The sequence below is a fragment of the Mangrovimonas sp. sgz306409 genome (assembly GCF_059735265.1).
Genome location: NZ_JCAPEU010000008.1, coordinates 170,392 through 185,792 on the forward strand (window position 1 = coordinate 170,392; position 15,401 = coordinate 185,792).

General features: G+C 38.6%; 12 protein-coding genes. 5 read left to right on the plus strand and 7 right to left on the minus strand.

Annotation, left to right across the window (positions count from 1 at the left end; genetic code table 11):
• Positions 1-132 precede the first annotated feature (132 nt).
• Entirely contained in the window at positions 133-957 is an 825-nt protein-coding gene (locus AC6I5C_RS14165) for a thymidylate synthase (RefSeq protein WP_497905720.1), read from the plus strand.
• Positions 958-1,030: 73 nt separating this feature from the next.
• On the opposite strand, the gene AC6I5C_RS14170 is transcribed toward AC6I5C_RS14165, so the two are convergent.
• Positions 1,031-1,327, minus strand: coding sequence for an isoamylase early set domain-containing protein (locus tag AC6I5C_RS14170; protein ID WP_497905721.1), 297 nt, complete (start codon positions 1,325-1,327; stop codon positions 1,031-1,033).
• Positions 1,328-1,612: 285 nt separating this feature from the next.
• Between AC6I5C_RS14170 and AC6I5C_RS14175 the strand changes: the two genes are divergently transcribed.
• From AC6I5C_RS14175 to lspA, 4 genes are all read left to right on the plus strand, one after another.
• Positions 1,613-2,497 (plus strand): dihydrofolate reductase, encoded by an 885-nt coding sequence (locus AC6I5C_RS14175; RefSeq protein WP_497905722.1) that lies wholly within the window; start codon positions 1,613-1,615, stop codon positions 2,495-2,497.
• A gap of 53 nt (positions 2,498-2,550) precedes the next feature.
• The gene (locus AC6I5C_RS14180; protein ID WP_497905723.1) at positions 2,551-4,107 is read left to right on the plus strand and encodes an NAD(P)/FAD-dependent oxidoreductase; all 1,557 of its coding nucleotides are present in this window, start codon (positions 2,551-2,553) and stop codon (positions 4,105-4,107) included.
• Between the two features lie 121 nt (positions 4,108-4,228).
• On the plus strand, positions 4,229-5,122 hold the full coding sequence (gene fabD / locus AC6I5C_RS14185; RefSeq protein WP_497905724.1) for an ACP S-malonyltransferase: 894 nt from the start codon (positions 4,229-4,231) through the stop codon (positions 5,120-5,122).
• 6 nt (positions 5,123-5,128) lie between these two features.
• On the plus strand, positions 5,129-5,626 hold the full coding sequence (gene lspA / locus AC6I5C_RS14190) for a signal peptidase II (protein WP_497905725.1): 498 nt from the start codon (positions 5,129-5,131) through the stop codon (positions 5,624-5,626).
• Between the two features lie 32 nt (positions 5,627-5,658).
• On the opposite strand, the gene AC6I5C_RS14195 is transcribed toward lspA, so the two are convergent.
• The 6 genes from AC6I5C_RS14195 to AC6I5C_RS14220 form a co-directional block, all read right to left on the minus strand.
• Positions 5,659-5,850, minus strand: a complete 192-nt coding sequence (locus tag AC6I5C_RS14195) for a hypothetical protein (RefSeq protein ID WP_053978243.1) — start codon at positions 5,848-5,850, stop codon at positions 5,659-5,661.
• A 203-nt stretch (positions 5,851-6,053) separates the two neighbouring features.
• Positions 6,054-7,706 carry an aryl-sulfate sulfotransferase gene (locus tag AC6I5C_RS14200; protein WP_497905726.1) on the minus strand — a complete coding sequence of 551 codons (1,653 nt, stop codon included), beginning with the start codon at positions 7,704-7,706 and terminating at the stop codon, positions 6,054-6,056.
• A 71-nt stretch (positions 7,707-7,777) separates the two neighbouring features.
• Complete coding sequence (locus AC6I5C_RS14205) at positions 7,778-8,698, minus strand: hypothetical protein (RefSeq protein WP_497905727.1); 921 nt, start codon at positions 8,696-8,698, stop codon at positions 7,778-7,780.
• A gap of 15 nt (positions 8,699-8,713) precedes the next feature.
• Complete coding sequence (locus AC6I5C_RS14210) at positions 8,714-10,408, minus strand: SusD/RagB family nutrient-binding outer membrane lipoprotein (RefSeq protein ID WP_497905728.1); 1,695 nt, start codon at positions 10,406-10,408, stop codon at positions 8,714-8,716.
• An 11-nt stretch (positions 10,409-10,419) separates the two neighbouring features.
• Entirely contained in the window at positions 10,420-13,584 is a 3,165-nt protein-coding gene (locus tag AC6I5C_RS14215) for a SusC/RagA family TonB-linked outer membrane protein (RefSeq protein ID WP_497905729.1), read from the minus strand.
• 277 nt (positions 13,585-13,861) lie between these two features.
• Complete coding sequence (locus tag AC6I5C_RS14220; RefSeq protein WP_497905730.1) at positions 13,862-15,328, minus strand: helix-turn-helix domain-containing protein; 1,467 nt, start codon at positions 15,326-15,328, stop codon at positions 13,862-13,864.
• Between the last annotated feature and the right edge of the window lie 73 nt (positions 15,329-15,401).

The following is a 15,401-nucleotide window of genomic DNA, read 5'->3' on the forward strand; positions in this document are numbered from 1 at the left end:
TAATATCATTTCTAAGTCACACCAATTTCTTGTTTGCCTTTTTTCTAATTTAGCCCCATATTTAGACATGTAAGTTTACGGCATGTTTTTCAACTAAAAACAAAGAAATCCCAGAGATACAGAACTAGGAATATGAAACAATACCACGACCTTGTCAAGCATGTTTTGGAGCATGGTAATGAAAAATCGGACCGCACAGGTACAGGAACCAAAAGTGTATTTGGATACCAAATGCGATTTGATTTAAGCGAAGGCTTCCCTATGGTGACCACCAAAAAATTACACCTAAAATCTATTATTTACGAATTGCTTTGGTTTTTAAAAGGAGACACCAACATCGAGTATCTTACTGAAAACGGCGTTAGAATATGGAATGAATGGGCTGATGAAAATGGTGATTTAGGCCCCGTTTACGGACATCAGTGGCGCAACTGGAACAGCGATGAGATCGATCAAATCAAAGAAGTCATACAAACCCTGAAAACGAATCCAGACAGTCGCCGTATGTTGGTTTCCGCATGGAATCCTTCGGTGCTTCCTGATACTTCGAAAAGTTTCAGTGACAATGTTGCCAATGGAAAAGCAGCATTGCCTCCTTGTCATGCTTTCTTTCAATTTTATGTAGCCAATGGCAAACTTTCCTGCCAACTCTACCAACGTAGTGCGGACATCTTTTTAGGGGTTCCGTTCAACATTGCTTCGTATGCCTTGTTGACCATGATGATGGCCCAAGTTTGCGGTTATGAAGCGGGAGATTTCATCCATACGTTTGGAGATGCCCATATTTATAGCAACCACTATGAACAATTGGAACTGCAATTATCTAGAGAGCCAAGACCTTTGCCTACCATGGTTTTAAATCCTGAAATCAAGGATATTTTTGATTTCACTTTTGAAGACTTTACGTTGGTTGGTTACGATCCACATCCTCATATTAAAGGGGTGGTAGCCGTATAAAACCTAAAACATATTTCAACAAAAAAGCGCTTTAAGGATTCTTAAAGCGCTTTTTATATGGAATTAAAAAAGGTTATAGGTTCAAAATACAATTGTCTGCCGAAGCATAATCACTCCATTTGTAACCATCGGCTTGTTCGTCATTCATATAGGTTCCGTCTACCACATATCTAAATTCATACGAATGATCTTTCTCTAAATCCAAGGTTCCTTTAAAGGTCCCGTTTTTCAACTTTTTAAGCTCTACAGCTCCGGTATCCCAGTCATTAAAGGTACCTACCAAAGCTACTTTGCTCGCTTCCTCTGCAGGCAAGGAAAAAGTAACTTTACAAATTGGTTTACTCTTTAGGTATTGTTTTGAAATTGCCATGGTAAAATGAATTAATTATACTCAAATCTATGAAAGAAAACTTCAGCAACAAACTGAAATCAAAGCAGATACTCAATATTTATCATTTTCTTAAAAATGGCTTCATTATAATTTAAAGAATAAAATAAAAACTTGTCTTTTTTGGTGTTTTGAAACCCGACTCACATCAAAAACGGGCATATCAGTTTCATTTTCAATACATAAAACCTTCTCCTTCTGAATAAAAATTAATATTATTCCATTTACACTAAAAAGAGTAAATTTACATTAACTAATATTCAACCTATGTTCGGAAAGAAGAAACCAACGCCGCAAATAGACAAAGAACAATTGGAAATGCTTGAATACGCCCAAAAGCGTATCAAACAAAAAAAACGTTTATACTCCCATTTTGTAGTTTTCTTAATTGGCGCCGTGTTTCTAATCCTTGCCAACCTTGCCATGGGCATTGGCAAAGATGTCAAACCTTTTGGAGTAAATTGGTTTGTCTATCCTATCGTTATTTGGTTGTTCTTTTTGCTCTACCATACCTTTAATGTGTTTGTAACCCACAGATTTATGGGAAAAGATTGGGAACAAAATCAATTAAATAAGTTAGTTGCCAAACAGAAAGCAAAAATTGAAGAGCTACAAAAGACACTTCCAGAGCCAACAGTTACAGCTGTAAAACCAACTAAAAACAGTGAATTGACAATTATTGTAGCGGCTGCAGAAAACAATGTTATCGGGAAGGACAATGACTTGATCTGGCATTTAAGTGACGACTTAAAACGATTTAAAAACCTAACAAACGGACACCACATTATCATGGGAAGAAAGACTTTTGAAAGCTTCCCAAAACCTTTGCCAAACAGAACCCATATTGTCATCACTACCCAACAGGACTATAAAGTCCCTAGCGGTGTAGTTTTGGTGCACTCATTGGAAGAAGCCATTGATGCCTCTCAAAGTGATCCTCAGCCTTACATTATTGGTGGAGGTGAAATTTACAAACAAGCCATGGCCATTGCCGACAAAATTGAATTGACCAGAGTCCATGAAAGTTTTGAAGGCGACACCTATTTTCCTGAAATAGATCCTTTGCAATGGAAAGAAGTAGCCAATAAATTCCACCAAAAAGACGACAAGCACGATTACTCCTTTTCGTTTTTGACTTACGAACGCGCGTAATTCTCTAGCTTAATAAATCACAATAAAAGCTACTTTTTCTGTAATTTTGCCACATGGTAAAAGACATACAGCTGCGTGTAACTCTGGAAGAGGAAAGGCAAAGCGATATTCTGCTTCTTAAAGCAGCTCAATTTTTAGATATTCCTGCAGATGACATTTCAGGAATTAAAGTGTTGCGCAAATCTATTGATGCCCGCAAACGCCTTATCATTCTTAATTACAAAATAGCCGTATACATTAAGGAACCTGTTCCTGAAACTTCAGAATACCATTTTGACTACAAAGATGTTTCCAATGCCAAACCCATACATATTATCGGGTTTGGACCCGCAGGAATGTATGCCGCTTTGCGCTGTATTGAATTAGGATTTAAACCTGTAGTTCTTGAAAGAGGTAAAAATGTAAAAGACAGACGCCGCGACCTTAGAGCCATCAACCAAGAGCATTTTGTGAATGAAGACTCCAACTATTGTTTTGGAGAAGGTGGCGCAGGAACTTATAGTGATGGAAAACTTTACACCCGAAGTTTGAAACGTGGTGATGTTCGCAGAATTTTTGAAAATTTGGTATACCACGGTGCCACAGACCAAATTCTTGTGGATGCCCACCCCCATATTGGGACCAATAAATTGCCAAAAGTAGTTACCAACATTCGTGAAACCATATTGAAATACGGGGGAGAAGTCCATTTTGAAACCCGTGTTTCCGATTTCACAATTAAGAATGGTACCATCACGGCCATCCATACACAAAAAGGAGACGAAATCCCGGTGAATCGCGTAATTCTTGCTACGGGACACTCTGCTAGAGACATCTTCTATTTATTGAACGACAAAAACATTGGGTTAAAAGCAAAATCATTTGCTATGGGCGTTCGTGTGGAACATCCACAACATATTATCGACTCTATACAATATCACTGTTCTGGACAACGCGATGAACTTTTACCTGCTGCAGCCTATAGTCTGGTGCAGCAAGTAAATAATCGCGGTGTCTATTCATTTTGTATGTGCCCCGGTGGATTTATTGTGCCTGCCGCAACCGCTAATGGAGAAGTGGTGGTAAACGGAATGTCTCCCTCAAAACGCAACAATGAATTTGCAAATTCAGGGATTGTTGTTGAAATAAATGCAGACACCGATTTGCACAAATATGAAAAGCACGGTGTATTTAAAGCCTTGGAATATCAAAAGGATTTGGAGCGTTTGGCCTTTACTGCTGGAGGCAGAACCCAAACCGCTCCTGCGCAACGACTCACCGATTTTGTAGAAGGAAATTTATCAACCGATCTCAACCCGACGTCTTACCAACCAGGATTAAAATCGGCACCATTGCATTCTTTGTTACCAAAACTTATTGGTGGTTCGTTGAGAAAAGGATTTAAAGCCTTCGGAGAAAAAATGAAAGGTTATTATACCTCCGAAGCCAATGTTATAGGTGTGGAATCTAGAACTTCTTCACCTGTGAATATCCCTAGAAACGAACAACTTGCACACCCTCAAATATCCAATCTTTACCCATGTGGTGAAGGAGGCGGTTATGCCGGTGGAATTATTTCCGCAGCCATGGATGGCGAACGTTGTGCAGAAGCTGCTACAGAGAATTTATAACAAGATTACAAAACGCAAATCCAAGTTAAAATATTAAGTTTCAAAACCTTTTATAGTGCTGATAAAGGCTACTATCTTTTAAAGATATTATTCCTATTTTTGCATGACTAAAATTAATAACATGAATGCATATATATTCCCAGGTCAAGGCGCCCAATTTACAGGAATGGGTCTGGACCTTTACGAAAACTCAACTTTAGCCCAAGAACTTTTTGAAAAAGCCAATCAAATTTTAGGTTTTTCAATTACCGATATCATGTTTGAAGGAAGCGCTGAAGCCTTAAAAGAAACTAAAGTAACACAACCTGCCATATTTTTACATTCCGTAATACTAGCCAAAACTTTAGGTGACAAATTTCAACCAGACATGGTTGCAGGACACTCTCTAGGTGAATTTTCCGCCTTGGTTGCTAACGGCACCCTAACTTTTGAAGACGGATTGCGTTTGGTGTCTCAACGTGCTATGGCTATGCAAAAAGCTTGCGAACTACAGCCTAGTACCATGGCTGCGGTATTGGGTCTTGAAGACCAAGTTGTGGAAGAAGTATGCGCTTCTATTGATGGGGTGGTAGTTGCTGCCAACTATAACTGTCCAGGACAATTGGTAATTTCCGGTGAAGTGGAAGCTATCCACAAAGCTTGTGAAGTATTGAAAGAAAAAGGAGCGCGTAGAGCATTGGTTTTACCTGTAGGAGGCGCATTCCACTCCCCTTTAATGGAGCCTGCTAGAGAAGAATTGGCTGCCGCTATTGAAAATACAACCTTCAACCAACCAAAATGTCCTATTTACCAAAATGTAACGGCTAGTGCCGTAACCAATCCTGCAGAAATTAAGGCCAACTTGATTTCGCAATTGACTGCTCCAGTAAGATGGACACAATCTGTGCAACAAATGGTTGCCGATGGTGCCACCCATTTCACCGAAGTTGGCCCTGGAAAAGTATTGCAAGGTTTGGTAAAGAAAATCAATAAAGATTCTGAAACTGTTTCGGCAACCTTAGAAACCAATAACTAAACGCTCATGAAAATTTCAAGAAGTTTAGGAATTGTACTGCTCATTGCGGCCAATATTGCCGTAGACCAAATTTCAAAAATTATCATCAGGCAAAGTGTCGATCCTAGAGAGCAAATCTCTTTGATTGGGGATGTTTTTGTAATGATGAATGTTGAAAACACAGGCGCATTTTTGGGCATGGGAAGCGATTTAAACCCAACTTTTAAGCTTATATTCTTGTTGCTATTACCTGTGTTGGTATTAGGATATTTAATCTATTACATCTTTAAAACAAAAACACTGGACCGCTTTAGCCTTGTGGCGCTGTGCTGCATTGCTGGAGGAGGAATAGCAAATGTTTACGACCGCATTGTTTATGGATCAGTAACCGACTTTTTGCATCTTGATTTTGGAGGGATGTTAAAAACGGGAATCTTTAACATTGCAGATGTCTCGGTAACAACAGGAATGATCATGCTACTTGTGGCCAATTTTTTCCATAAGAAAAATGTAAAAACAGCATAAAAATAAAGCCTCAATATTGAGGCTTTATTTTTTTATCGTGCTAAAACACAATCTTCACAGTCTTTGATTTCTCCGTAATAGGTCTCCCTATATTTATGGAGGGTTTTAAAAGGAATACTTAAAAATTGCTTTTTAATGTATGTCACTTTTGTACTTAACAATCCCATCTTTGGGGTGAATCGTTCTTCGGAAATAGTTTCCCTTTTTATACTTATCAATTTCATTATATATCATTTATCATTGGGTACAAAGTAAGGCATCCTATTAACCAATTCCAAATCACAACCAACAAACCATTAAAAATCAACCCATTAATATTACATCCTCAAATATTGTAAGATATCACTGAATATTCCTTAATGATACGCAGTATTTGATACACTATCTCGAATTCGCACAAATTGAAGTAAAAACCTACTATTTTTACCTAAATCTTAATCACTTTTTGATGCAAAATGTGACCATTTATCTTTACTGAAATTGTATACATCCCGCTACCATATCCGCTAAAATCCAATAACTTTTCATACCCTTTAAAAATTAATTTTCCCGTATAATCATATACGGTAATTTCCTCTAATTTGTCTCTTGTTTCTACATAAAGAGAAGTCCTCACAGGATTGGGATACAGCTTGACTTCACTTTGATTAACTTCTTCAACATTTAGAATACTACAATTTTCCAAATTAGGATTCAGCTCTATTGGCAACCCAGGCGTGAGGTCCTTTCCTTCAAAGGCAACATAGTCTGGGGAATATTTGGTTGCCCTAAATGTCAAATTACTTTCGGGCACATCCCCTTGACTTAAAATACTCCCTGAAGTTTTTTGAGGATTGATGTACTCCCAAACCTTATTCTCTTCAGAATCGATTTCAAAAAAATACCCAGAATCTGAATCGCAAATTAAAGTATTACCGTTTGGCAACCGTTGCGCACTAGACATGATCCTTGAAAACAAATCGGTCATGGGTGTATCGGTATATTGCCACTCCGCCACCTCGGGACCATAGGCTTGCCCCTCTTCATAAATATAATTATTGAATTCATCCAGAGGTGGCTCAATAATATCGACGCTGGAAAACAATTCAGGCCTACCATTTCCATTATTATACATTAAAATCTTCCCTTCATCTGCCAAACCTTCAGGAATCCAATGAGGCGTATGTTGCCCAAAAAGCTGCTGATCTTCTTCATCCCCATGACCATAAGCTATTGGATTTCCCCACCGATACAAAAAGTCGCCACCTTTACCATAAAGTCCTCCGGTATGTCCCGCTGCTTCAAGGGTACTTGTAGAGTGATCTATGATATAAATTTCATTCAACTGTCGAGAGCTTAAAATGATTTGATCCAAAGTTTCATTATACTGAATTGAATTAGCATGCATCCAATTGGATGCCCGTACAGACACCCCTAAATAATTAATATCCAAAAGTTCGGGATGCGCAGACACTACGCCAAAATTATCCTTGGAACTATCATAATCCTGAATTAAATGGTCCCAAACATTCCACTCCCAAACAATCTCCCCCGAATCAAAGCCTACAGGAGCCACTTCAATAATTTGTTCATTATACAAGGAATCCTCATCCAAAAGCAAAGGGTCTCTCCCTGCCTGAAAAGCCTCTGAATCTGTTTTCTTGGTAACTGCCAAAATAAGAACGTCCCCGTTTGGAAGCGGATAAACATCATGGTGTTGCGAGTAGTTTTCAGAAGAATAGGTATACTCCCAAAGCACTGTTCCATCCCAATCTATCTTTTGAATAATGCCTCCAATTCCAGGCAATGTAAAATTGGAATTCTCCACGAAACCACATCTTAATATACTGCCATCCTCCAACAAATAAACGGACTTCCCATCAATATACTCACTACTCCATTGATTGACCACCTCGCCACAATTATTGATCAAATACGTTGTGGTATGATTGGTAAACAAGGTATATCCATTATAGGCTTCTGCAGTATTTGTAATTACGCCAACGGTATTTTGCGAATAAAACTGCCAAGAAAATAAGCACAGTATCAAAGTAATTTTGATAGAATAAATTCTTAAAATATGATAACTATTTGTTCCCATAAGCCTTTATGAAAACCTTCATTTTAATTAAAATGAAGGTTTCTTTAGATATTATTCATCACATAATCTTATCATTCCGTGAATAGTGCCGGCCAATCGGCACCACCTTCTCTAGTAATCACTACGTCTCCAGAATCGCCATAATCATTGGACCATGACATAGACAACTCCGAACCATTTACGCCTGTAATTACCCAGATATAAGTCAGTCCATATTGATCTGTTCCTCCTGAGATAATTTCACCACACACTTCTGTAAAAGTCGCTCCACCACTGGTTGCAGGGGTATCATTCCAGCAAGAAGATTCATATTGACCAAAACCAAGATCCGATGTCAGATAAGTCCCTCCACCTTGTGCGGTCCAAACTACAGTTCCTGTAACTTCTCCGCTTGGGCAACCATAACCATAGGCCGCCTGCAAATTTGTAGACACAAAGGAATGCGTTCCAGCTAAATCGGAGGCGCAGGACACCACATAATCCAATTTGGCCGTAAACATTGGAAAGGCATCAAAATCGGGGGCATAGTAATTGGCTTCCCCATTTTCATTTAAGATATCAAAGCTACTTCCATCGGAAAAAGTAAACCCTGTAAACAGTTTAAACACATCCCCTACCTGCACATCGTCTGCACTATTGAGTTCTGGAAAGGCATTAATGATATCGGCTCCTGTAATCATGTATTCCTTTGGAAACGTGCTAACATTCGCATCCAATGTTGCAGGTCCATAAAGGTCACCATCCGTGGTGAGATAGAATGCCTTCAAATCGAAAGACTCTGGATTTCCCAACCCCACATCAACTGTAAACTGCAGAACCAAATCATCAAAACTTGTCAAATCAATAAAATCGGCACTACCTTCGACAATATTGAAATCCGGCAAGGCTCCATTTGATGTTTCTATTACCGAATCTCCACCGTCATTATCACACGCAGTTACCCCGAACAGAATGGAAATCAAGAAAATTATTATGTTATATTTTGTTTTCATAGTGTAAAATTTTGATTAGTTATCCCAGAAAATAGCATAGGTGGTCGCATCCTTTTGACTAGGCGCATTTTGATTGACATTCAACTCTGCTTGTGGCCAAAACAGTGAAATTTGATAGGATCTTGTCAACGTGGTTTCACTATCTACCAAGGGCCAATCATCTTCATTGTCCAATTGATATTCTGGTGAAGGCCCGTTAGGATCTGCCAAAACAGGATAGCCCGTTCTTCGGTAGTCGTTATATTGATCGAAAGGATCTCCAAAGGTCGACACCCACTTTTGAGTCATGATAATCTCCATTTGTTTTTCTGCGGAAGCTCCATCATACTCCTGCAAAATTCCTTCTACAAACTCCGAAGCAGCTCCAGACCCCGAAAGAACAGGCACATCCTGAGTTGTTTCAGAATTGGCCACTACATTATCAACTTTACTGAACGCGGCTATAATGGCTTCTTCCAATTTCCCTCTGGCATTTCCAGGAATCAATCCAACCTGCATCAGTTCAGCTTGAATAAACAGCGATTCATGATAGGTCAAAATTCTATGGGGAGCAGCACCGGTTCCCGCACTGGCATTGGCACTTCCTCCCTGCCCGTCATCATATTTTCCTCCACAGACATAAATCCCAGGATAAGTCGAGGAATTTCTTGAGGTGAAATCCCTATTGGCACTTACACTACCAAACCTAATGGAATGGAAGCCCGTATTTCTGTCCCAATAATCTGCAAATGGATTACCCGTTGTTGGATCTCCAACATCTGGAGGTAGTTGGTCTGGCACCAATTGATTGAAAAAATAATAGGGTAATCTAGGATCTGGAACTCCTGTGTGGATATTAGGATTCCATCCTTTTAAAATTTCATAAAACCAAGGACTAGCATACTGTGAAGTTTGCCCCGTCAGGTATGAATCTCTATATAACGGGTTTCGTTCATCGGCAGGTGATTGCGTGGATGTGTAAGGATATTGAAAATCATCCGTTAGGCTCTGCATAAAATTATCTTCAGCAACCAAAGCACTCAAATCTCCAGCATTAAACATGGAAGACAAACGGATTTCATTATATAATTTCAACTTCAAAGTATTTACAAATCGGTTCCATTGGGTTACATTCCCTCCATAAAACAAATCCTGACTTCCTGGATTCTGCCCAACACCACTGTTGATATTGGCCAAACCTTCATCAATCATATCCAAGGCCGATTGATAAATAAACTCTTGATCGTCGAATACTGGACTTACCACGCCACTCTCCAAAAGTGCCGCTTCTGTAAAGGGAGCATCTCCCCAAACATCCACAATAATCACAGCTGTATAGGCCTTAATAATTTGAGCCATCCCAACCATAATCATTTCATTGTCTGCGGTTCCCTGTTCAATAATAATATTGGACTCCGTAAATACCGAATAAGCCACATCCCATGAATTCTGTACATCTGCATTATCCTGTTTGGTTCCATATTGATCCTGTTCTTCCCTGTACACTATTTGGTGTACGTAACAGGATAGTTCTTCTGCCATAAACAACTCAAACTCTGTTATCTGATTAAAGCTTCCTTCAACGTTAGTGAGTAGCTGATCCAAAGGCGCTGTGGTAGGATTATTAGGATCTGTATTGATATCTAAGTAGTCACTACAATTATACATACAGATAAAAAGAAGCCCAATAGCTGAAATTTTAAGGTATTTTATTTTGAATAGATTTCTCATGACCGTAATAATTAAAAAGTGACATTTATCTTAAACCCGAAACGTTTTGAACTTGGAGCAGACTGTGTTTCTATCCCCTGAAGGTTTGTGGAACCATAGGAGGTAACATCAGGATCGAAATGGGTATATTTAGGCACATTTGGTGCAAAATACCATAGGTTACTTCCAATCACAGAAAAGTTCAGAGAACCAATAAAACTGTTTTCCAACCATTTTTTGGGAAGTTCATAGGAAAGAGACACTTCCCTCAATCTATAGACCGTTCCATCATAAATAGACGCTTCATCTACCGAATTAATCCCAAACGTATTACTATTGGTGGTTGGTGAGAAGTACAGGTTGTTCATACTTACCTGAGTCACATTAGGAATCTTATTTCCGTTGCTGTCCAAAATTGGCTGACCCGTATCCGGATCGCCATAGTATCCTGGAATAATGTAAGTATGCTCTCTATCTTCAGTATCCTTGGTTACCCCTCTCCCCAGCAAGGACGCTAAAGTGGTAGAAGAAATATCTCCACCTTCTTTCCAATCTATCTGAGCTCGAAGGGTTAAATTCTTAAATCGAAACGTATTTGTAAACCCAATTTTGAAATCTGGTGTGGGGTCTCCAATCACTTTGTTTTCCAAAGCTTGAATAATCCCTCCTCCACCTTCTTCAATCAAATAATTTCCGTCTTCATCTCTTGCAAAAGCAGTTCCGTAGAACACACCATAAGGCTTCCCTTCCTCAACAAAACCAATCTGGTCCACATCAATAGGAAACCTATCAAGTCCCTCTATTAATTCCTTAACTTCATTTCTGTTTCTGGTAAAGGAGGTAAACGTTGTCCAAGAGAAATTGTCGCTCCTCACAGGGGTTATGGTAAGACCTATTTCCACTCCTTTATTTTCCATTTTACCAATATTGGTTAAAAGAGCGCTATAACCAGAAGAGGTTGGTACATTTACCTGCGAAATCAAATCTGTAGTTGTTTTTTGGTACCAGGTGAAATCAAGGATGATCCGCTTATTGAAAAACTCCAAATCGGTTCCTATTTCAAACTCTTCGGTATTTTCAGGTTCCAAGTCTGGATTTCCTAAAATGGTTGGCACAAAAACGGTAGGTTGGCCTGCATAAACCGCTCCCAAACTAAACACCTTGTTAATTTGGTAAGGACTTGCATCTCTCCCCACATTGGCCCATCCTCCTCTTATTTTACCATATCCCAATACATCTCCTCCAATACCCAGGGCATCTGTAAAGATTAAGGACGCCGAGACCGAAGGATATAAAAACCGATTGTTATCCTTTGGCAAAGTTGAAGACCAGTCGTTTCTTGCCGTAATATTTAAAAATGCATAATCTCTAAAATTCAGTCCAATATCTGTAAACACCCCAACAATACGCTTACGGGTTGATACATTAAAATCGGAAACCACATTTGAAGTATTGTTAATGGTGAAGATATCATCGGCAATCAATCCTGTTCCCGTATAACCAATATCCAAGGTTGAGAATTGGTTCACGTTATTTCCCAACAGCACATTAAAATTCAAGTCCTTTGTCAAATCATGATTGTATGTAAACACCAAAGTTGACTCTATTTCTTCGCTCGAAAAATCTTCTGTCCTTACCTGTCCCAATCCAGCAGCTGCTCTAGAACCTTTATCTGTAATTTCAACACGATTCAATACATATTTATTGATTCCCAATTGGTAACGCGCACTCAAATGGCTGTTGAAATTATATTGCAGACTCACATTGGAAACCGTTCTATTTACATTGGTAATGATCTGGTTATGCTCCCAAGACCACAAAGGATGGTCGTAACCATCATTAGGCGTCACCGAAGCCCCTGTAACAGGATCCTCATACGGAAGCGTAAAATCCCAGGTTCTACCAAGTACCAAAGCTCTCGCGAAAGAAGAAGCAGCTCCTGCAAATTGATTTTCTCCAAAAAATCCACCAACCTGCTCACTGTCCGCATAACTTAAATTGGCTCCTATTTTTAAACCATTTTCCAAACTTACATTACCCCCAGTGGAAATATTGGTTCTTCTATAAGTATTGTAAGGAATGTACCCCTCCTGATCCAAATTGGAAAGCGTCAAACTGAAGTTGTAGTTCTCATTGGCCGAATTCACATTAATGGAATTATCGGCCACCACACCTGTACGAAATAAATCCTTCACATTATTGGGTTGTGCCACATAAGGCACGGTTGGTCCAAACATATCCGGAAAGGCATTCAACAAATTGGGCCAAGTTGGAATAGTTTCCCGAGAATCAAATCGTGCCCCCCAAGACCCATTGGCATTATTGTAGTTGAAATTGGTACCATTTCCATAAGTGTTTTGGTATTCGGGCAACCTAGCAATGGATTCTAAATACAAGCCCGAGTTTATGGATACTTCAAATTTCTTATTGGAAAGCCCTCCCGATTTTCCGGATTTGGTAGTAATCACAATTACCCCATTTACAGCTCTAGATCCATACAACGCTGCTGCAACTGCTCCTTTCAGCACTTCTACGCTTGCAATATCATTAGGGTCTAAGGAGGAAATCCCCGATTCATAACTACCACCTGTACCGGTAGTTTGACTTGAAGTGGTTACCTCATTGTTACTATAAGGCGTTCCATCAACTACAAACAAAGGTTGGTTACCTCCTTGAAAGGAAGTAATCCCCCGAATGTTGATTTTGTTGGCTGCCCCAGCTACCCCCGTAGACACATTTACATTAACCCCAGGCACCTTACCATTCAAGGACCTTACCAAATCTGGCTCGGAGTTTTCTGTTATCTCTTCCGATTCGATAGATTTTACCGAATACCCCAAAGCTTTGGAATTCCGCTTGATTCCCAAAGCCGTCACGACTACCTCATCCAATTGACTGGCATCCTCCTGCATGGTAAGACTGATGTCAATTGTAGATGCTGTTACAGGCAACTCCACCGTCCTTAACCCTACAAAAGAGAACACTAGAACGTCGCCGTCCTGAGCCTCGATGGTGAAATTACCATCAAAATCGGACTGGGTTCCAACTGTTGTTCCTTTAACTATAATGTTTACACCCGGCAAAGGAATGCCATACTCATCAATAATATTACCCGAAATGAGCTTTTGCTGGGCAAAACTTATAGAGGAGATTAAAAACATTACAAGGAGCAAACCTGAATTGTAAATCTTTCTCATAAGTTCGTTTTTAAATTATCAAGGCTACCATGTAGCACTTTTACTTTCCTTTTCTAATAAGAATGGCAGACAACAACACAAGAAAAAATGCATCGCAATGAGAAGGCTAATTCAAATTTCTTAACTACTGATTTCGAAAACAAGTTTAGTGGATTCCAATAAAAGTAGCTTGTCTGCCAAACTTTTATCTACATAAAGTAAGAGAAGATTTGTTGCATTTTTGGTAACCCCGATAAAGGTTAACCTTTTTTATAAGGACTAAAAAGATTGAAAATTATCATGAATTTTCCTTTCGGTATTGTGACGGTGTGAGCCCCGTACGCTTCTTAAAGGCATTATTGAAGGTGACTTTGTTGTTAAACCCAACCTCGTAGAAAATCTCACTGATATTCATTTTGGATTTTGGATTTGAAATTTTCAAAAGCTCCTTCGCTTCCTGAATTCTAAAATCATTTACCAATTCAAAAAAGTTTTCATTGAAATGCTCATTTATGATTTGAGAAGTGTTGTGACGGGAAGTATCTAGTTTTTCAGATAGTTTTTCCAAATTGAGAGAACTGTCCTTATAAATTTTTTCATCCAACAAAAGCTTCATAAGGGCCTCCTTTAGTTCGTTGGAAAAAGATGTAGTCAAGCCTGATTTTTTGTATTTATCTTTTTTTAGGGAAAGCTTTAGTTTAATACTGGAACTAGCAAACACCTTTGGTTGAATATACACCATGGAAGCTATGTAGAGCACCATTAAAGACATAGAAATTACTTGTGATTGGTATATAATATTCAAGCCCTGACCAATTACACCACTAATACTGATCCCATAAATAAAATAAGACAGCACGTACACCACATGAATTTTATAAAGGTTATCCTTCCATTGATTGGCTAATTCTTGATTGGCGATTGTTTCTTTTTGTTTTGAACTAAAATACAATCGTCTTATTAAAGCACCATAAATAACCAGGGAAAGTAGCTTTGGTATAAATATAAGGTACAAAAAATCCGTCTTCACATATAGTGTACTGGTTCCCAAAATAATTTTTAGTTTTTCCAGAGCAGGCAAACTATATATAGGCACCAAAATAAACATCAGTGCGATTACTGGAAGAAGATGTAACAAATCAATTCCTTTAAACTGGTAGTTTTGTGTAATCCTTTTAAAATAAAAATATAGTAATGGTCCATACAATAAAGCTACCGAAGATGACATAAGGTAAGTATGAATGTATTTATATTGATAATTAGTATTGTAAAGGACAAATTCTAAAATGAAAAGTGAATGCACACCCAAAAAACCACTGATCAATATTTTGGCCCATCGATCATTCTTTTTGGAAAAATTTAAAAGTATCGCAATAAAAAATCCTATCAGAGCAATGTAAAGATAAATAAACGACAGTACTGTCATTTTTGGGGTAAAGTCTTCTTCCAATTCTGAAAATAGATAGCTGTCTCGAATGGAATCGTATTCCTTAAATTCCATTACCTCAAAATCGGCTGAATTTCTAATATATTTTTCAAGGAAATTTACAGCAGGTAATGGCTGATTTAAATTGGCATAAACCAATGACTTTTCTTTAAACCCAAATACCGAATCATAGGATGTATTTACAGAAGCTACCCCGATATTTGAGCCATTTAAAGTAGAAGCGCTCATACTAACAGCCCCCAAGAGACAAACCCAAAAAGTTAGGAACCAATAATCTACAGATAAGGTACAAGGTAATATTTTACGATAAGAATGCATTTTTTGATTGAATAGCCTAATTAAAGTTATTCATTAATGCTTCCTAGCCGTCCTAAAAAAATCCTAAAATTTT